Origin of the sequence: Curvibacter sp. AEP1-3 (assembly GCF_002163715.1) — a bacterium.
Taxonomy (GTDB): Bacteria; Pseudomonadota; Gammaproteobacteria; order Burkholderiales; family Burkholderiaceae_C; genus Allorhodoferax.
Window position 1 is genome coordinate 1,521,054 of sequence record NZ_CP015698.1, and the last position, 19,293, is coordinate 1,540,346.

Consider the following 19,293-nt stretch of genomic DNA (forward strand, 5'->3'; position numbering starts at 1 on the left):
CAATCGCGCATCACGAGCCCGGATAAAACGGCTTGCCGATGGAAGCAGGCATATTAATCCGGATCCAACGCGGATTACGCGAAATCAGGGCCAAGACCACAATGGTCGCAATATAGGGCAGCATGGTCAAGAACTGGCTTGGCACTTCTACCCCGATACCTTGCAGATGGAACTGCAACATGGTCACGCCCCCGAACAGGTACGCACCAAGCAACACCCGTGCCGGGCGCCAGGTGGCGAAGGTGGTCAGGGCCAGCGCAATCCAGCCCTTGCCGGCAACCATGCCCTCCACCCACAGGGGCGTGTAAATCACCGAAATATAGGCACCTGCCAAGCCACACAGTGCGCCGCCGCACACCACCGCGCCTAAGCGGATGGCGCGCACCGGGTACCCGAGGGCATGGGCAGACTCCGGGCTCTCGCCCACGCTACGCAGAATCAAGCCGGCGCGGGTGCGATACAAAAACCAGATCAATCCCAAGGCGAACAGCACCGTGAGGTACACCATGGGGTGGTGCTTGAAGAATGCAGGGCCGATAAAAGGGATGTCCGACAGGCCGGGAATGGCAAAGTTGGGCCGCTCCGGCATTTTTTCCTGCACATACGAAATCCCTGCGAACGCCGAGAAACCCGCACCGAACAAGCTGAGCGCCAAACCGGTGGCGTACTGATTGGTGTTGAGCCAGATCACCAGCAACCCGAAGATGGCCGCCATGACTGCTCCTGCGGCAATGCCGGCCGCAAAGCCCGCCACATCGCTACCGGTATGCACGACGGCGGCGAAACCGGCAATAGCGGCACACAACATCATGCCTTCGGCACCGAGGTTGACGATGCCGGCTTTCTCATTGATCAACAGGCCCAGCGAGGCGATGGCCAGCACGGTGCCGGCATTCAAAGTCGCTGCGATCAGCAGTGCGTATGCATCCATTATTTTTTACCTCCTGCGGCGGAGACCCATTTCAGGCGGTAATTCACCAAGGTGTCGCAGGCCAGCAGACTGAACAACAACAGGCCCTGAAACACGCCGGTGAGGGACTTGGGCAAGCCCAAACGGGACTGGGCCAATTCGCCACCGATGTAGAACATGCTCATCAGCAGCGCCGAGAACACCATACCCACAGGATGCAAACGCCCCACATAAGCCACGATGATCGCGGCAAAGCCGTAACCTGCCGGCACATACGGTGTCAGCTGCCCGATGGGGCCAGCCACTTCCAGCGCTCCCGCCAAACCTGCCATGCCCCCGGACACCAGCAAAGCCGTCCACAGTGCCTTGCGGGATGAAAAACCTGCATAGCGGGAAGCTGCTGGCGCCAAGCCACCCACCTGCTGGGCAAAACCTGCGCGGGTACGGAACAGGAAAATCCACACCCCGGCCACACCTACCAGCGCGAACAACACGCCGATGCTCATACGCGAGCCCTGGAACAAGCGGGGAATACGGGTCGCTGCCTCAAAGGTCTTGGTCTGGGGGAAGTTGTAACCCAAGGGGTCTTTCCAGGGGCCGTAAACCAGATAGCCTAGTACTTGTACTGCCACATACACCAGCATCAGGCTCACCAGAATCTCGTTGGCGTTGAACTTGTCACGCAAGAACGCCGTGAGTCCGGCCCACACCATGCCACCGGCAATGCCGGCCAGCACCACGGGTACGACGATCCAGCCCCCGGTGGTCTTCTCTGCCAGCAGGGCGACGCCGCTTGCTGCAATGGCACCAATGATGTACTGCCCTTCGGCACCGATATTCCACACGTTGGAGCGGAAACACACGGCCAAGCCCAGCGCAATCACCAGCAAAGGCGTGGCTTTGACTACCAGTTCACCCAGGGCGTAACCGCTTTTGATGGGTTCCCAGAAGAACACCAGCAGACCCCGCACAGGGTCTTTGCCCAGTGCCATGAACAACACAATACCGATGAGCACCGTCACCAGCAGCGCGAGCACCGGAGAGCCGTAGCCCCAGGCCTTGGACGGCTGGGGGCGGGCTTCGAGTTTCAAACCGGCTTTAGCCATGGGCCACCTCCACAGAGGCGGCTGCAGCTGCGCCGGCACCTTCCCACAATCCACTCATCCATTCCCCGATCTTTTCCACCGTAGCCTCCGCCACCGGCACGGACGGCGACAAGCGCCCGCGTGCGATGACATGCAGCCGGTCGCTGACCTCAAACAATTCGTCGAGCTCTTCGCTCACCACCAGCACCGCGCAGCCGGCATCGCGCAGAGCCAGAATCTCGCCGCGGATCTGGGCTGCGGCCCCCACGTCCACGCCCCAGGTGGGCTGGGACACGATGAACAGCTTGGGCGCTGCATCGATCTCGCGGCCCACGATGAACTTCTGCAAATTGCCGCCGGAGAGCGAGCGCGCCGCAGCCGTCGGACCATTGGCCTTGACGTTGAAAGCCTTGATGATGCGCGCGGCATGGTCTTCCAACTGGCGCACCCGGATCCAGCCGCCGGCAAATTTTGGTGCCGTGATGGACTCCGTGCGGGTCAGCAACATGTTCTGGGCCAGACTCAGTGTGGGTACCGCACCGCGCCCCAAACGTTCTTCGGGCACAAAGTGCAGGCCCAACCTGCGCCGGCCGCCGGGGTGCATGGCGGACACGTCCACTTTGCCCATGGTGACGCTGCCCTTGGGTGCGCGCACATCTTCGCCGGACAGTGCGTACAGCAGTTCTTTCTGGCCATTGCCGGATACACCCGCAATGCCCACCACTTCACCCGCATGGACCGTGAGCGAAATGCCGTTCAAGTCCACGCCAAACTGATCCTCGCGGGCCAGACTCAGGCTTTTGACGGTGAGTACCGGCGAGCCGGCTTGTTGGGGGCGATGCTCCAACTGGGGTGGTTCTGCGCCGATCATCAAGCGGGACAGGGATGCGTTGGACTCTTCTGCCGGGTTGCACACCCCGGTGACCTTGCCGCCGCGCAGCACGGTGCAGGCATTGCACAGCTCACGGATCTCATGCAATTTGTGCGAGATGTACAAAATGCTGCAGCCCTGCGAGGCCAGCTTTTTAAGCACCACAAACAGCTTCTCCACCGCCTGGGGTGTCAGCACCGAGGTGGGCTCATCCAGAATCAGCAACTGCGGGTTGGTCAGCAAGGCACGGATGATTTCCACCCGCTGCATCTCGCCCACGCTCAGGGTGTGCACCGGGCGGCTGGGGTCAATGTCCAGGCCGTATTCGGCCGCCTTGGCGGTGATGCTGGCGGTGACCTGCTCCAGGCTTTGCGCCTTGTCCAGACCCAGCCACACGTTCTCAGCCACGGTGATGGTGTCAAACAGGTTGAAGTGCTGGAACACCATGCTGATGCCCAAAGCCCGCGCCTCTTTAGGGTTGCGGATATTGGCGGGCTTGCCGTTGAACAGCACCTGGCCGGCATCGGGCTTGATGGACCCATAGATGATCTTCATCAAGGTGGACTTGCCGGCACCGTTTTCGCCCAGCACGGCATGGGTCTGGCCGGGCAGCACCATGAGCGATACGTCGCTATTGGCGATCACGCCGGGGTAGGCCTTGGTGATGCCGGTGAGTTGCAGCCGCGGCACGGCAGTCGGAGGCGAAGTGGATTCCATACAGGCGTGTTGTCTTCTTTAATTATTCTTTTCGGAGCTCTGCGGCCACCGATTTGATGCGCTCACGCAGCCACTTATTGGAAGCACTGGTGTGGGTGCGGGCATGCCAGAGCTGGTAGTACATCATGCGGGGAAACTCCACAGGGCAAGGCAATATTGTGACCGGCAGTGTGTCCACAAAACGTTCACAGTACTGACGGCCGGTAGTCAACACCAGCAAGGTTGATGCCACCATGCCCGGAATCAGGCTGAAATGCGGGCAACGGGCAACGATGTGCCGTTGCAAGCCGAGAACGCTGAGGTGGTCATCGATCACGCCCTTGGCACCCGGATGGGTAGCGCCCGGTGCAATGTGCTCTGCTTCCAGCCACTGGGTCTGGTCCCAGCCGCGGCGCACGGCAGGGTGCTTGTTGGACACCAGACACACCACTTCGTCCCCGAAGAGGCGGCCCAGGTGCAGGTCATCCGGGGGTTGTGGCCAGTTGCCGATCACCACATCGATATCGCCCTGCGCCAGCTGGGTGCGGTAATCGGCCGCGCCACTCAGGGGATGGATGTCGATTTCTGCCATCGGCGCCTTTTCCTTGATCTGGGCCACCAGACGGGGCAGAAACAAGGGGTCCAGGTAGTCGCTGGCTGCCAATCGGAACGTGTTGCGTGCCGATTCCGGCTCGAAACCCCGCGCATCCGAGAACAACATCTCCGCGGCACGCAATATGCTGGCACTCGGCTCGAGCATGCGCAGCGCCGTCTCGGTGGGCACCATGCCGGAGCCGGAGCGCACCAACAAGGGGTCGCCGGCAAAGTCCCGCAAGCGTTTGAGCGATGCGCTGACCGCCGGCTGGTGCATGCCCAGACGGATGGCGGCTTTCGAAACGCTGCGCTCGGTTAACACGGTATGAAGGACCCTGATCAAATGAAGGTCTATCTTGTCGAAAAGGGATTGGTCTCTCATACACAGCGTTCAATTGGACCCATATGCTAATGCGTATGGAAACGGAACAACACCCGGATTACCCTCCCGCACGAGGAAACACTCCATGACCACCACTCCCCTGAAGTTTGTACGCCGCGGCGAAATCATCACGCTGCACGATGTTCCCCCCACCCGCACCCTGCTGGAGGTGCTGCGCGAAGACCTGCACTGCACGGGCACCAAAGAGGGCTGTAACGAAGGCGACTGCGGTGCCTGCACCGTGGTCGTGGGCGAATCCGTCAACGGCGAACTGCAGACCAAAGCGGTCAACAGCTGCATCAAGATGGCCCACAGCCTCAATGGCAAAGCACTGTGGACGGTAGAAGACATTGCCGCCGACGACGGGCGCTTGCACCCCGCACAGGAAGCCATGGTGCAGTGCCACGGCTCGCAATGCGGCTTTTGCACCCCCGGCTTTGTGATGAGCCTGTTTGACCTGTACCGGCAACACGCCCATGCCGGTGCCCCCATTACGCGGGACGACGCCCTGCACGCCCTGAGTGGGAATTTGTGCCGCTGCACCGGCTACCGCCCTATCCTGGATGCTGCCCAGACCATGCTGGGCCAACCCGCCGTGGACCTGCGCGAAGCCGAAACGCTATCAAAATTGGAGCTACTCGCGCAGGAGGGACGAGCGCCAGAGGCCGATTCTTCTTATGTTTCGCCCACCACCCTGCCCGGCTTGCTTGCGGCGCGGGCCCAGTACCCGCAAGCGCAAATCGTCGCTGGCTGCACCGACGTAGGCCTGTGGGTCACCAAGATGCACAAAGATTTCCCCCGCGTGCTGGATGTGACCCAAGTGGCCGAGCTGCGGCGCGTGGAGCAGTACCCGCACCACATCGCCATAGGCGCCGCCGTCACCCTGACGGATGCGTTTGCCGCCCTGGTGGCCGACCGGTCGCAGTTGGCCACTTTTGCCAGCCGCTTTGCCGGCCTTCCGGTGCGCAACGCGGGCACGCTAGGCGGCAATGTGGCCAATGGCTCGCCCATCGGGGACTCCATGCCGCTGCTGATTGCCCTGGGCGCCAGCGTGGTGCTGATGGCGTGGCGCGGCAAAGGCAACAAGGCTAAAGCGGTGCACCGCGAACTGCGCCTTGAAGACCTCTACACCGGCTACCGCCAGAACGTCATGGCACCAGACGAAGTGCTGGCCTGGATCAAAGTGCCCAAAGCTGTACCCCACGAGCGGTCACGCGTCTACAAGATTTCCAAACGCTTTGAAGACGACATTTCTGCCGTCTGCCTCGCGCTGAACCTGCATATCGAAAGCGGCACAGTCACCCACGCCAGTATCGGGGTTGGAGGTGTGGCGGCCACGCCAGTGCGTGCGCTCAAGACACAAGCTGCCTTGCTGGGCAAACCCTGGAACCCCGCCACGGTGAAAGCTGCCAAGGACATCTTGCGAGCCGAGTTCAGCCCGATTTCCGACATGCGCGCCAGCAGTACCTACCGGGTGGAGGTGCTGGGCAACCTGCTGCAGCGCTACTGGCTGGAGAGCCAAGGCCTTACCGCCATCAATCTAGAGAGCTATGTGCCTGAAGGAGAAGCTGCATGAGCGCCACACCCTTCAACCCGTCTTTGACTCCCACCCTCTCCCCCGAGGTGGCCGCCGCCGTGCCCACTCCCCGTGGCCCGGCCGCCGGCGTCAATCAGTTCCATGAGAGCGCCGTGGCCCAAGTGGCCGGCGCGGTGCACTACATCGACGACCTGCCCGAGGTGCGCGGCACCCTGTATGCCGCGCCCATTCTTTCCACCCATGCGCACGGCAAGCTGCTGGGCGTGGACAGCACGGCCGCACGCGCCATGCCCGGCGTGGTGGACGTGGTGCTGGCGGAAGACATTCCCGGCGACCCCATGTTGGCCGCCTTTGCCGGCGACGAGCCGGTGTTTGCCTTGGACACCGTGCAGTTCGTGGGCCAGGTGGTGGGCGTGGTGCTTGCCAAAACAGTGATGCAGGCCCGCCATGCCGCCCGGAAAGTGCAACTCAAGATCGAGCCCTTGCCGGCCATCCTGTCGGTGCAGGAGTCCATCCGCGCCCAAAGCTTTGTGCTGCCGCCGGTCAACGTGCGACGCGGTGATGCGGATGCGGCCCTGAAAAGCGCGCCCCACACCCTACACGGCACGCTGGAAGTCGGCGGGCAGGAACACTTTTACCTGGAAGGCCAGATTGCCTACGTGCTCCCGCAAGAGCAGAACCAGTGGGTGGTCTACAGCAGCACCCAGCACCCCGGCGAAGTGCAGCACTGGGTGAGCCACGCATTGGGCATCGACAACCACGCCGTCAAGGTGGAATGCAGGCGCATGGGCGGCGGCTTCGGCGGCAAGGAAACACAGGCCGGCCATCTGGCCGTCTGGGCGGCCATTGCAGCTGCCAAAAACCGCTGCGCCGTGAAGCTGCGGCTGGACCGGGACGACGACTTTATGGTCACCGGAAAGCGCCACCCCTTTGCGTATGAATACAGCGTGGGCTTTGACGATACCGGCCGCCTGACCGCCCTCAAACTGCAAATGGCTGTTAACTGCGGCTTCAGCGCCGACCTGTCCGGCCCGGTGGCGGACCGCGCCATTTTCCACACCGACAACGCCTACTACCTGCAGGATGTAGACATCACCTCCTACCGCTGCAAAACCAACACCCAGAGCCACACCGCCTTCCGCGGCTTCGGTGGCCCGCAGGGCGTGGTGCTGATTGAAGCCGTCATGGGCGACATTGCCCGTGCCTTGCAGATGGACCCGCTGGATGTGCGCATGCGCAACCTCTACAGCGACGAGGCCATCCCCGGCACTGATACCACCAATCCCATCCGCCGCGACACCACCCACTACCAGATGAAGGTGGAAGACAACATCCTCCAGCCTTTGCTATCAAAATTGGAGCTTTCCGCGCAGTACCGACGGCGGGTAGAGGTAATTTCGGCATGGAACCAGACCAGCCCGGTGCTCAAGCGCGGCATCGCCATCACGCCGGTCAAGTTCGGCATCAGCTTTACGGCGACGCTGTTTAACCAAGCTGGCGCGCTGGTGCATGTGTACACCGACGGAAGCGTGCAGGTGAACCATGGCGGCGCCGAGATGGGTCAGGGCCTGAATACCAAGGTCGCCCAGATCGTGGCGGACGAATTGGGCATTCCCTTCACCCGGGTGCTCAGCACTGCCAGCGACACCAGCAAAGTGCCGAATGCTTCGGCCACTGCAGCCAGTGCGGGTACCGACCTCAACGGCCGCGCGGCCCAGTTTGCCGCCCGCAACGTGCGCGACAACCTGGCCGCCTTTGTGGCCGGGCTCGATGGCTGCGGTGCAGGGGCCGTGCGCTTCAAGCATGGAGAAGTGTTCTCGCCCACCGCCACCCGCAGCTTCGACGACGTGGTGAAAATGGCCTATGCCAACCGCATCCAGCTCTGGAGCGACGGCTTTTATCGCACGCCCAAGATCCACTACGACAAGACGACGCTGACCGGCCGGCCGTTCTACTATTTCGCTTATGGTGCAGCGTGCACCGAAGTGGTGATCGACACCCTGACCGGCGAAAGCAAGGTGCTCAAAGTGGACATCCTTCACGACGTGGGCCGCAGCATCAACCCCGCTATCGACGTGGGGCAAATTGAAGGCGCTTTTGTGCAGGGCATGGGCTGGCTCACCACGGAGCAACTGGTCTGGAACGACAAGGGTTACCTCAGCACCCACGCGCCCAGCACCTACAAAATCCCCACCGCGGCGGATGTGCCCGAGCACTTCAAGGTGGACCTCTGGCACGAACCCAACCGCGAAGACAACGTGTTCGGCAGCAAGGCCGTAGGCGAGCCACCTTTCATGCTGGGCATCAGCGTGTTTGAAGCATTGCGCGATGCGGTAGCCCAAGCCAAAGGCCCGGGTGCCGCCGTGCAACTCACGGCGCCGGCCACGGCTGAGAATGTGTTGAAAGCGCTCAAGGACTGAGCGCCTACAGGGTGGAACTACACCCCGGCCAGCGAACGCAAACCGCCGGGGTCCACCAGATTCACCGTGCGGCCTGAGCCGCTGATGAGGCTGCGTTCCCGCAGGTGGCGCAGGACGCGGGAGAGCGTCTCGGGTGCAATGCCCAGTTGGGCAGCGATCAGGCGTTTGCGCTGTTGCAGCTGCACCGCGCAACCGCCCTTGTCATTCGACTCAGCATGTTGCAGCAGCCATTCGGCACAGCGCGCCTCGGCCCCCTTGGCCAAGCGGCTCACTGCCAGTTCGGTTTGCTCGCGGTGCGCCTGCGCCACGCCGGTGAGCATGGTGGTGCTGAGTTGGCGGTTGGCAGCCAAGGCCGCCTGAAAATCCGCCATGGGAATGCGGCGCAGCACCACATCGGTCTGGGCCACCACATCCATGGCAGCCGGCATTTCCAGCACGGCGGCCGTGGGGTCTACCCAGCCGGGCCCTTGCATCTGGCCGAGCTGGTGCTCCAGCAGTTCATCCCGGTTACCCGGGGTACCGCTGATTCCGAAGATGACGCGCCCGCTTTCCAGATACCAGGCTGCGGCAGTCGCATCACCGCGCCGCAGCAACACGCTGCCAGCGACCCGGCGCTCGGGGTTGCTGTGGGTCAAAAGCGATTGAATTGCGGTAGGTACAGGTGCCAACATGGACTTCACTGTGCCCGCCGCTGGCAGTCGCCGCCTTGAGACAGATCAAACTTTCGCGTGCCCGACCGCAGGGCTTGCGCCGTTTACAACACCAGAATTGCCCGGAAGTCGTTCACGTTGGTGTGCGTGGGGCCGGTGGTGAACAGGTCCCCCAGCGGCTGGAAGAAGCCCACCGCGTCATTGCGGTCCAGGCAGTCGCTCAGGGAAACGCCGGCTGCCGCTGCGCGCGCCAGGGTGTCCGGGGCGACCAGCGCACCGGCGTTGTCTTCTACCCCGTCAATGCCATCGGTGTCGGCGGCCAGCGCCCACACCTTGGGCTGCGCTTGCAGCCCGAGAGCCAGCCCCATGCAGAACTCACCGGCCCGTCCGCCGCGACCTTTTGCTGCGCCCTCTCGACGCGGGCGCACGGTGACCGTCGTTTCGCCGCCGCTCAGAATCACACAAGGCTTGGCAAAGGGTTGCACGGCGGAAGCCGGTTTGAGCGAGGCGGTACGCGCCAAGGCGGCGTGCACCTTGCCCACTTCGCGGGACTCGCCTTCGAGCTCATCGCTGAGGATGTAGGCATGCAAGCCCATGCTGCGGGCCAGATCGGCGGCAGCTTCGAGCGACTGCTGGGGCGTGGCGATCAGGTGCACTGTGTTGTTGGCAAACACGGCATCGCCGGGCTTGGGCGTTTCCAATACACCGGACTCCAGCGCTTTGAGCACGAAATCGGCCTCCAGCGCTGATGCATCCTGCGCGAGGCGCTTCAAAATTGATAGCGCGTCCGCACAGGTGGTGGGGTCCGGCACCGTGGGGCCGCTGGCGATGACGCTGGGGTCGTCGCCCGGTACATCACTGATCAGCAGCGTCACCACTTTGGCGGGGTAGCAGGCTGCGGCCAAGCGACCGCCCTTGATGGCGGACAGGTGCTTGCGCACGCAGTTCATCTCCTGAATGCTGGCGCCGCTCTCCAGCAAGAGCTTGTTGATGCGCTGCTTGAGCTCGAGGCTGATGCCACCCTGCACGCCGTCCACCTCCCACTGCGCAGGCAACGTCAGCAAGGATGAGCCGCCGCCGGAGATCAGGCAAATCACCAAATCGTCCTCGGTGAGCCCTTCGGTCAAGGCCAGGATGCGTTGGGCTGCGGCCAAGCCAGCAGCGTCAGGCACCGGGTGGGCGGCCTCTACCACTTCAATGCGGGCTGGCGCTGCGTCTGCCGGTAGCGGCGGGGTGTGGTCGTAGCGGGTAACTACCAGACCCGACATCGGCAGGTCTTGGGGCCACAGCGCGTCCAGCGCATGGGCCATGGCGCCACCGGCTTTGCCTGCGCCCAGCACCAGCGTGCGCCCCTTGGGCGGCTCAGGCAGGTAGTGGTTGAGCGTATGCGCGGGTAGCGCCTGGCGCACTGCGGCCCAGTACAGCTGGCTCAGCAACTCGCGCGGGGCAATGTCAGAGAAATGCGCAGGGGCTTGGGGATGGGTTTCAGTACTTGGCATGTTCATCGCTTGATGCAAAAGTAAATGGGGCAAAATTCAGGGGCGCACTGCGCAACAGCACAGCCCGGGATGCTCGGCAACGTGGTGCTCGCCTCTGGCAGCCAATCTGGCCTGCCAGCGGGATTCGGCCTCGACAGGAGCCACCTTTGCCGGTGGGAGACTTGTTTGACGGAGAAACACATTCATGGGCACTTTGCTGATCCACAACGCGCGCGCGGTCGCCACTTTCGACCACGCTGACCCGGCACACTCCACCGAGCTGCGCAACGCTTCGATTTATATCGAGGGTAACCGCATCGCTTTCATTGGCGCTACGGCCGACCTGCCGCCACACGCGCTGGAGGCTGACGAGGTGATCGACGCGCAGCGCCATCTGGTCACCCCCGGTCTGGTGAACACCCACCACCACATGTACCAGAGCCTTACGCGGGCCATACCCGGTGTGCAAAACGCCGAGCTGTTCGGCTGGCTGCGCGGGCTGTACCCCATCTGGGCCGGGCTGACGCCCGAGATGGTGCAGGTGAGCACCCAGATCGCCATGGCCGAACTGCTGATGAGCGGCTGCACCACCAGCAGCGACCACCTCTACATCTATCCCAACGGTGTGCGGCTGGACGACAGCATTGGCGCGGCTGCCGAGATCGGCATGCGCTTCGTAGCCACCCGCGGTAGCATGAGCGTGGGCCAGAGCCAGGGCGGCCTGCCGCCGGACCGGGTGGTAGAAAAAGAAGACTTCATCCTCAAAGAAAGCCAACGGCTGATCGAGCAACACCACGATGCGAGCTGGGGCTCCATGCTGAATGTGGCGCTGGCGCCCTGCTCCCCGTTCAGCGTGAGCCGCGACCTGATGCGCGAAGCCGCCCTGCTGGCACGCAGCTTCAAGGGTCAGGGCGTACGCCTTCACACCCACCTGGCGGAGAACGACCACGACCTGGCCTACAGCCGCGAAAAGTTCGGCTGCACCCCCACCCAATACGCCCAGGACCTGGGCTGGTTGGGCGACGACGTGTGGCACGCCCACTGCGTGAAGCTGGACGACGAGGGCATCAGCCTGTTTGCCGCCAGCCGCACCGGCGTGGCGCACTGCCCGTGCAGCAATATGCGACTGGCCAGCGGTATTGCGCCGATACGCAAAATGCTGAACGCCGGCGTGCCGGTAGGCCTCGGTGTGGACGGCAGCGCCAGCAATGACGCGGCCCACATGGTAAACGAAGCCCGCCAAGCCCTGCTGCTGGCCCGCGTAGGCCGCGCCATGCAGCCACCCGAAGAGCGTGTGTTGCCCACTGGCGAACGCCGCACCTTCTTCGGCTGCGATTTGGGCCCGGCCGAGATGACGGCCCGGGATGCCCTGAGCGTAGCCACCCGGGGCGGCGCGCAAGTGCTGGGCCGCAAAGACATTGGCCACCTTGCAGTGGGCATGTGTGCGGACCTGGTGCTGTTTGACCTGGACACGCTGGGCTTTGCCGGTGGCGCGGTGCACGACCCGGTGGGCAGCCTGCTGCTGTGTGCCAGCCCGCAGGCGGACTACACGGTCGTCAACGGCAAAGTGGTGGTGCGCGAGGGTCACTTGGACACGGTAGACCTTGGCCCGCTGATGGAGCGCCACAACCGGCTGGCGCTGCAGCTGGCTGCGGCTGCAGTCCACTGACCTCAGCCGCGCAGCATCACACCTGAATGACGCGAGATTGCTCCTGAAATAGGAGCTGCTCGCGCAATATCGACGGGCGCCAGAGGCCAATTCAAGCCTCAACGCACCAGGCAGGGGCGCTTGGGGTCGAACTTCCAGCCGGGGATCAGGTACTGCATGGCCATCGCGTCGTTGCGCGCGCCCAAACCGTGCTGCAAGTAGAGCTGGTGGGCTTTTTCCACTTCGACCATGTCCAGCTCCACACCCAAACCGGGCGTGGTGGGCACCGCAATCTGCCCGCCCACAATTTGCAGCGGGTCTTGGGTCAGGCGCTGGCCGTCCTGCCAGATCCAATGGGTATCAATGGCCGTTACCTTGCCCGGTGCAGCGGCCGCCACATGGGTGAACATGGCCAGCGACACGTCAAAGTGGTTGTTGGAATGCGAACCCCAGGTCAAGCCCCAGGTTTGGCAGACCTGCGCCACCCGCACGGAGCCCTGCATGGTCCAGAAATGCGGGTCGGCCAAGGGAATGTCCACCGACTGCAAGGCCAGCGAATGCGCCAGCTCGCGCCAGTCGGTGGCGATCATGTTGGTGGCAGTGGGTAGGCCGGTGGCGCGGCGGAACTCGGCCACGACTTCACGGCCGGAAAACACACCTTCCGCACCACAGGGGTCTTCGGCATAGGCCATCACGCCGTGCAAGTCGCGGCACAGGCGCACCGCGTCATTCAACAGCCATCCACCGTTCGGGTCCAGGGTGATGCGGGCTTGGGGGAAGCGGGCATGCAAAGCGCGGATGGCCTCCACCTCTTCTTCGCCGCGCAGCACACCGCCCTTGAGCTTGAAGTCCTGAAAGCCGTAGCGCGCATAAGCAGCCTCGGCCAAGCGCACCACGCCGTCTGCGTCCATGGCTTTTTCGTGGCGCAGGCGCTTCCAGTCATCTGCCTGATCCGGCTCGCTGATGTAGGGCAAGTCAGTCTGCTGACGGTCGCCCACATAGAACAGGTAGCCCAGCACCGCGACGCTGCTGCGTTGTTGGCCATCGCCTAGCAAGGCCGCCACCGGAACATCCAGGAATTTGCCCAGCAAATCGAGCAAGGCACTTTCCACGGCGGTCACAGCGTGAATCGCCACGCGCAGGTCAAAAGTCTGCAGGCCACGACCCTCGCTATCGCGGGCGGCAAAGGCCTCGCGCATGCGGTTGAGGATGGCGTTGTAGTTGCCAATGGATTGGCCTACTACCAAAGAGGCAGCGTCTTCGAGGGTCTGGCGGATCTTCTCGCCGCCGGGCACTTCACCCACACCGGTGTTGCCGCTGCTGTCAGTCAGGATGACGATGTTGCGGGTAAAGAAAGGCGCGTGGGCACCGCTCAGGTTCATCAACATGCCGTCATGGCCGGCAACCGGAATGACGCGTAGCGCAGTCACCACAGGGGCGCCGCGCACAGAGGGTTTTTCAGACGGGGTCATGGTCAATCTCCTTAGCGGGGCGCTCGAAATGGAAGGATGGGTGGCGCCCCTACATATAGGACATCATACAACTAAACCGCGTCAACCTGCGACTTTCTCAAGCGGTCCTTGCTGTTGGCAAGATGGGTTCGCATGGCGGCGCGGGCCGCATCCGCGTCCTGATTGCGGATGGCATTGAAGATGTATTCGTGTTCGCCATGTACCCGCTGCAGGTAAGCCAAGCGCCCTTCCGGCGCACTGCTGGCGGTGTTGATGCGGGTGCGCGGAATGATCATGGTGCCCAGGTAGGTCATGAGGTCTGCAAAGTGGCGGTTACCCGTGGACTTGGCAACTTCCATGTGAAAGCTGAAGTCGGAAGGCACCGCATCCGAGTCTTCTTCGATCGACTTCTGGAACGCATCCAGCATGGCCTGCATGGCCTGCAAATTGGCTTCGGTACGGCGTTGTGCCGCCAGGCCCGCCGCTTCGGTTTCCAAAGAAATCCGCAGCTCCAGCAGGGCAATCACATCGGCGACGGTGGCGAAATCCACATTGGCGATCTGGAAATTCCCACTGCTTTGCGGTGCGAGTGCAAAGGTGCCTACACCGTGACGGGTCTCCACCAGACGGTTGGCTTGCAGGCGCGAAATGGCTTCACGCACCACGGTGCGACTGACCTCAAAACGGCCCATGATTTCCGACTCGGTAGGCAATTTGTCGCCGGGTTTGATGGCGCCTTCGCGGATGCTGGCAGCCAGACTTTCGACCACCTCATTCACCAGGCCCTTGGAGCGGCGCGGGCGCAATGCATCGGCCGACTCCGGTGTTGCGCTTGACGCTGCAATTGTTCTAGGGGTTTGCACTAGGTCCATGGAAAAGTCCTTGACGCGGTCTGAGACGATGACCACAATTTAACACATCAGACAACATACAACTGACAATTCAGCTCTCTATTTCATGACAATCAAAGTACACCACACTTTGCTGATGACCGGCGCCGCAGGCGGCTTGGGCACAGCAATGCGCGATCGTTTGAAGGCCAATTGCGAGGTCTTGCGGCTCTCCGACCGGAGTGATTTCGGCCCCGCTCGCGCTGGTGAAGAAGTGACGCTGGCAGACCTGGCAGACGCCGCAGCCGTGGACGCCATGGTGAAGGGCGTGAACGCCATCGTGCATTTCGGCGGCATATCCGTGGAAGGCCCGTTCGAGCCCATTCTGCAAGCCAACATCCTGGGCGTTTACAACTTGTACGAAGCAGCACGCAAACATGGCGTCAAGCGTGTGGTGTTCGCCAGCTCAAACCACGTGACCGGCTACTACAAGCAAAGCGAAACCATCACCCTGAACCACCCTGCCCGTCCGGACAGTCTGTATGGCGTGAGCAAAGCCTTTGGTGAAGACCTGTCCCGCATGTACTTTGACCGCTACGGGATTGAGACGGCCTGCGTACGCATCGGCTCTTCATTTGCCGAACCACGCGACCGCCGCATGCTGGCGAGCTGGCTGAGCTTTGACGACCTGCACCGCCTGGTAACTGCATGCCTGACCACCCCCGTACTGGGCCACACCGCGATTTTCGGCATGTCGGATAACGCGGTCACTTGGTACGACAACAGCGCGGCCCGCCACGTGGGCTACGTGCCGCAGGACAGCTCAGACCCGTTCCGCGAGGCTGTCTACGCCCGGACACCCGAACCCGATGTGACCGATCCGGCCGTGATTTATCAAGGCGGCGGCTTCCTGTTCCAGGGCGAGCCCATGACCGCCCACTTGCCCGCCAAAAAGACAGCCTGAGGCTTTCGTGTCTGTCCACACCCCAGCCGTAGAGGCCATCAGCATCAGCCGCGACAAAGTGGGCGAAAGCCCCGTTTGGTCGGAAGCCAACCAATGCATTTACTGGGTCGACATTGAGGGCCCGTTCATTCACCGGTTGAACTGGGTCAGTCGCCACCAAAGCACGTGGACGTTGCCGGAACGCGTGGGCTGCATCGCCATGAGCAACCGCGGCACCCTGATAGCGGCCATGGAGACTGGCATTTTCGAAGTCACCTTGAGTGAACCGCCAGTGGCACACGTCAGCCTGTTGGCCAGCGTGAACCATCCGCAGGCAAGCATGCGCTTCAATGATGGCCGTTGCGACCCTCAAGGCCGCTTCTGGGCGGGCACCATGGTCCGCGATATGGGGCTTGCCAGCCCCGCCGGTGGTATCTATGGCCTGGACGAGCGCGGCCTGAGCGGCCCGGTGCTGGGCGGCTACATCACCCCCAACGGCATGGCCTTCAGCCCCGATGGCACCACCGCCTACTTGTCCGATTCGCACCCCAGTCGCCAACAAATCTGGAAGCACTCCTTCGACGCTGCCACTGGCACCTGGGGCCCTCAAGCCGCCTGGATCGATATGCAAGCCCTGCCCGGCCGGCCTGATGGTGCGGCTGTGGATGCAGAAGGCTGCTACTGGATCTGCGGCAACGACGCAGGCCGGATCCACCGCTTCAGCCCCCGAGGCGAATTGCTGCAGTCCATCGCCGTACCGGTCAGCAAACCGGCCATGTGCGCGTTCGGCGGCCCGGAACTCCGCCATTTGTTTGTCACATCCATCCGCCCTGCCAGCCCGGCAACCGGCTTCGATGCCACGCTGGACGGTGCCTTGCTGGTCTTGGAGCCAGGCGTACAGGGCCTGCCTGAACCTTTGTTTTCCCGTTTTCCCGTCCGTTAACCCCCAACCAATCCCATAGAGGAGACAACATGAAACTGGTACCTACCGTCCTGGCCGCTGCAGTCACTGCATTGAGCCTCGCAGCGCACGCTGCGGAATTCAAATCCGCCGACATCCACAACTCGGATGACTACCCCACCGTCACCGCGGTGAAGTTCATGAGTGAAGAGCTCAAGAAGGCTTCCGGCGGCAAAAACAGCATCAAGGTATTCAACAAGGGCGCTTTGGGCACCGAGAAAGAAACCATCGACCAGGTGAAGATCGGCGCGCTGGACATGGTGCGCGTGAACATCAGCCCGATGAACTCGGTATGCCCCAAGACCAACATCCCTGTGCTGCCTTTCCTGTTCCGCTCGGTGGATCACCTGCACAAAGTGCTGGACGGCCCCATCGGTGAAGAGATCGCCAAGGACTGCGAAGCTGCAGGCTTTGTGCTGCTGGCCTACTACGACTCCGGCTCCCGCTCCATTTACAGCAAGAAGCCCGTCAAGACCATTGCTGACACCAAGGGCATGAAGATCCGCGTGCAACAGTCTGACCTGTGGGTCGCCGTGGCTGGTGCCATGGGTGCCAACCCCACCCCCATGCCTGCCGGCGAAGTGCTGACGGCACTGAAGACGGGCCTGGTGGACGCAGCTGAAAACAACTACCCCTCCTACGGTTCCGGCTTCCGTCACTTCGAAGCAGCCAAGTACTACAACAAGACCGAGCACTCCATGGCTCCTGAAGTGCTGTTGTTTTCCAAGGTGAACTTCGACAAGCTGCCTAAGGCTGAACAAGACCAGATCCGCGCTGCTGCCAAAGCCTCTGTGCCTTTCAACCGCCAGGCATGGGCTGCTTATGAGAAGAAAGAATTCGACATGGTGAAAGCGGCCGGGACCGAGTTCGTGGAAGTGGACAAAAAATCCTTCCAGGACGTCATGGCACCTGTGTACGACAAGTTTGCCAACACCCCTGACCTCAAGCGCCTCGTGAAGGCTGTGCAAGACACGAAGTAATTCGCGTCTGCACCACCTCCCGGCCTGACGGCCGGGAGGTTTTCATTCTTCACCGGAGCTCACCATGTACACCCGCTTCTGTGCCACGCTATCCAAGCTCAGTCTGATGCTTGCGGTGGCCGGCCTCATCGTGCTCATCGCCTGCGTGCAATACCAGGTGGTGGGGCGCTATGTATTCAACGACACCCCCACTTGGGCAGAGGCATTGGCCCTGCTGCTCGTGCTCTATATCACCGCGCTCGGCGTAGCCGTCGGCGTACGCGACGCCGGTCACATCGGTATGGACTCCATCATCAGCCTGCTCCCTGAAGGCCTGCGCTTGAAGCTGGAAATTGTGATCCACGCTCTGGTGGGAATCTTCGGCGCACTGATGGCCTACAACGGCTACATCTGGGCCGCCCTCAAGTGGAACGACCAGAAACCCATGTTGCCCATTCCCTCCAGCATGGACTATGTGCCACTCATCATCGCCGGCGTGCTGGTGGTGCTTTTTTCGATTGAACATGTGATCGCCCTGCTGCAGGGCAAGGAAGTGGTGCCGGCATGGAACTGATTGTTTTAGGTGTGAGCTTCGGCTTGCTGTTGATCATCGGCGTGCCGGTAGGTTTCGCAGTCGGCCTTTCTTCTGTCGCCACCATCATCACCGCCGGTTTGCCGGTCGCTGTGGTGTTCCAGAAAATGGTGGGAGGCATGCAGGTGTTCTCCTTCCTGGCTATTCCGTTCTTCATCTTTGCCGGTGAGTTGATGCTGCATGGCGGCATTGCCCAGCGCATCGTGCGCTTTGCCAACAGTCTGGTCGGCCATGTGCGCGGAGGCCTGGGCATGTCCAACGTGTTGGGCTGTACCTTGTTCGGCGGTGTAGCCGGCTCTCCCGTGGCCGACGTGTCTGCCATGGGCTCCGTGATGATTCCCCTGATGAAGAAGGAAGGCTACGACACCGATTACGCGGTGAACGTGACCACCCACGCCTCGCTGGTCGGTGCCTTGATGCCTACCAGCCACAACCTGATTTTGTACACCCTGGCTACTGCCGGCATCGCATCGGTGAGCGTGCTGAACATGATGCTCGCCTGCGTGGTGCCCGCCCTGTTGCTGACCGTGCTGAACCTTTTGGCAGCCTACGGTGTGGCCATCAAGCGCGGCTACCCCACGCGTGGTGTCTTCCCGGGCTGGGGTGAGGTTTTCAACAGTTTTGTGGCGGCACTGCCGGGCCTGCTGATCGTCGTCATCATCCTGGTAGGCATCTTGTCGGGTGTGTTCACAGCAACCGAGTCAGCGGCCACTGCCGTGCTTTGGGCGCTGCTGATCACTACAGTTGCTTACCGGTCTTTGTCGTGGAATGACTTCATCAAGTCCTGTGCAAAAGCCAGCAAGACGACGGGTGTGGTGTTGTTCCTGATCGGAATTTCCAGCGCGTTCGGTTACTTCCTGGCGATGTATGACGTGCCCGAGCGCACCGGCGAGTTGATGGGAACCATTACCCAGAGCCCCTGGATGATTTTCCTGATGATCAACATCGCGTTGTTCGTGCTGGGTACTTTTCTGGACATGGCGCCCACGCTGCTGATCTGCACGCCCATCTTCCTGCCGATTGCCCAGAAATTCGGCATGGACCCGACCCAATTCGGTGTAGTGATGCTCCTCAACTGCGCACTCGGTCTGAACACCCCTCCCGTGGGGACAACCCAGGCGGTGGGCTGCGCAATCGGTGGCATTTCGATAGGGCAGGTCATGCGATCCATCTTGCCGTTTTACGGCGCCTTGCTGGCTTGCATGATGCTGGTCACCTACGTCCCGGCGTTCTCCTTGTGGCTCCCCAACTTCGTGTTGGGCCGCTGAACACACCACTGAAAGCAC

16 protein-coding genes are annotated in these 19,293 nt (G+C 62.1%); 8 read left to right on the forward strand and 8 right to left on the reverse strand.

Annotated features, from left to right (window positions below):
• Nucleotides 1-10: 10 nt before the first annotated feature.
• From AEP_RS07260 to AEP_RS07275, 4 genes are read right to left on the reverse strand one after another with little or no spacing between them, the layout of a single operon-like run.
• Entirely contained in the window at nucleotides 11-931 is a 921-nt protein-coding gene (locus AEP_RS07260; RefSeq protein WP_087494766.1) for an ABC transporter permease, read from the reverse strand.
• Entirely contained in the window at nucleotides 931-2,016 is a 1,086-nt protein-coding gene (locus tag AEP_RS07265; protein WP_087494767.1) for an ABC transporter permease, read from the reverse strand. The genes AEP_RS07260 and AEP_RS07265 overlap by 1 nt, the downstream gene beginning before the upstream one ends.
• Nucleotides 2,009-3,583, reverse strand: coding sequence for an ABC transporter ATP-binding protein (locus tag AEP_RS07270; protein WP_087494768.1), 1,575 nt, complete (start codon nucleotides 3,581-3,583; stop codon nucleotides 2,009-2,011). Before AEP_RS07270 ends, AEP_RS07265 begins: the two co-directional genes overlap by 8 nt.
• A 22-nt stretch (nucleotides 3,584-3,605) precedes the next feature.
• The gene (locus AEP_RS07275; protein WP_087494769.1) at nucleotides 3,606-4,538 is read right to left on the reverse strand and encodes a LysR family transcriptional regulator; all 933 of its coding nucleotides are present in this window, start codon (nucleotides 4,536-4,538) and stop codon (nucleotides 3,606-3,608) included.
• A gap of 85 nt (nucleotides 4,539-4,623) precedes the next feature.
• Between AEP_RS07275 and xdhA the strand changes: the two genes are divergently transcribed.
• Together xdhA and xdhB are read left to right on the forward strand one after the other, a co-directional pair.
• Nucleotides 4,624-6,114, forward strand: a complete 1,491-nt coding sequence (xdhA, locus tag AEP_RS07280; RefSeq protein WP_087494770.1) for a xanthine dehydrogenase small subunit — start codon at nucleotides 4,624-4,626, stop codon at nucleotides 6,112-6,114.
• Complete coding sequence (gene xdhB / locus AEP_RS07285) at nucleotides 6,111-8,495, forward strand: xanthine dehydrogenase molybdopterin binding subunit (protein WP_087494771.1); 2,385 nt, start codon at nucleotides 6,111-6,113, stop codon at nucleotides 8,493-8,495. Before xdhA ends, xdhB begins: the two co-directional genes overlap by 4 nt.
• A 17-nt stretch (nucleotides 8,496-8,512) precedes the next feature.
• Here the strand turns inward: xdhB and AEP_RS07290 are convergent, their stop codons facing one another.
• Both AEP_RS07290 and AEP_RS07295 read right to left on the reverse strand, forming a co-directional pair.
• Nucleotides 8,513-9,166, reverse strand: a complete 654-nt coding sequence (locus AEP_RS07290; RefSeq protein WP_087494772.1) for a Crp/Fnr family transcriptional regulator — start codon at nucleotides 9,164-9,166, stop codon at nucleotides 8,513-8,515.
• A gap of 83 nt (nucleotides 9,167-9,249) precedes the next feature.
• Nucleotides 9,250-10,650 carry a glycerate kinase type-2 family protein gene (locus AEP_RS07295; RefSeq protein WP_442873357.1) on the reverse strand — a complete coding sequence of 467 codons (1,401 nt, stop codon included), beginning with the start codon at nucleotides 10,648-10,650 and terminating at the stop codon, nucleotides 9,250-9,252.
• Between the two features lie 178 nt (nucleotides 10,651-10,828).
• Here AEP_RS07295 and AEP_RS07300 point away from each other — a divergent pair, with 178 nt between their 5' ends.
• A complete protein-coding gene (locus AEP_RS07300; RefSeq protein ID WP_087494773.1) occupies nucleotides 10,829-12,292 on the forward strand; it encodes an 8-oxoguanine deaminase in 1,464 nt (487 codons plus the stop codon).
• A 98-nt stretch (nucleotides 12,293-12,390) separates the two neighbouring features.
• On the opposite strand, the gene gudD is transcribed toward AEP_RS07300, so the two are convergent.
• Nucleotides 12,391-13,743, reverse strand: coding sequence for a glucarate dehydratase (gene gudD / locus AEP_RS07305; protein ID WP_087494774.1), 1,353 nt, complete (start codon nucleotides 13,741-13,743; stop codon nucleotides 12,391-12,393).
• A gap of 71 nt (nucleotides 13,744-13,814) precedes the next feature.
• On the reverse strand, nucleotides 13,815-14,594 hold the full coding sequence (locus AEP_RS07310) for a FadR/GntR family transcriptional regulator (protein WP_087497234.1): 780 nt from the start codon (nucleotides 14,592-14,594) through the stop codon (nucleotides 13,815-13,817).
• An 85-nt stretch (nucleotides 14,595-14,679) separates the two neighbouring features.
• On the opposite strand from AEP_RS07310, the gene AEP_RS07315 reads away from it, so the two are divergent.
• From AEP_RS07315 to AEP_RS07335, 5 genes are all read left to right on the forward strand, one after another.
• Nucleotides 14,680-15,516 (forward strand): NAD-dependent epimerase/dehydratase family protein, encoded by an 837-nt coding sequence (locus AEP_RS07315; RefSeq protein WP_087494775.1) that lies wholly within the window; start codon nucleotides 14,680-14,682, stop codon nucleotides 15,514-15,516.
• Between the two features lie 7 nt (nucleotides 15,517-15,523).
• A complete protein-coding gene (locus AEP_RS07320; RefSeq protein ID WP_087494776.1) occupies nucleotides 15,524-16,438 on the forward strand; it encodes an SMP-30/gluconolactonase/LRE family protein in 915 nt (304 codons plus the stop codon).
• 29 nt (nucleotides 16,439-16,467) lie between these two features.
• Nucleotides 16,468-17,436: a TRAP transporter substrate-binding protein gene (locus AEP_RS07325; RefSeq protein WP_087494777.1), complete on the forward strand. Its 969-nt coding sequence runs from the start codon at nucleotides 16,468-16,470 to the stop codon at nucleotides 17,434-17,436.
• A gap of 64 nt (nucleotides 17,437-17,500) precedes the next feature.
• On the forward strand, nucleotides 17,501-17,989 hold the full coding sequence (locus AEP_RS07330) for a TRAP transporter small permease (protein WP_087494778.1): 489 nt from the start codon (nucleotides 17,501-17,503) through the stop codon (nucleotides 17,987-17,989).
• Nucleotides 17,980-19,275 carry a TRAP transporter large permease gene (locus AEP_RS07335; protein WP_087494779.1) on the forward strand — a complete coding sequence of 432 codons (1,296 nt, stop codon included), beginning with the start codon at nucleotides 17,980-17,982 and terminating at the stop codon, nucleotides 19,273-19,275. Before AEP_RS07330 ends, AEP_RS07335 begins: the two co-directional genes overlap by 10 nt.
• The last annotated feature ends 18 nt before the right edge of the window (nucleotides 19,276-19,293 follow it).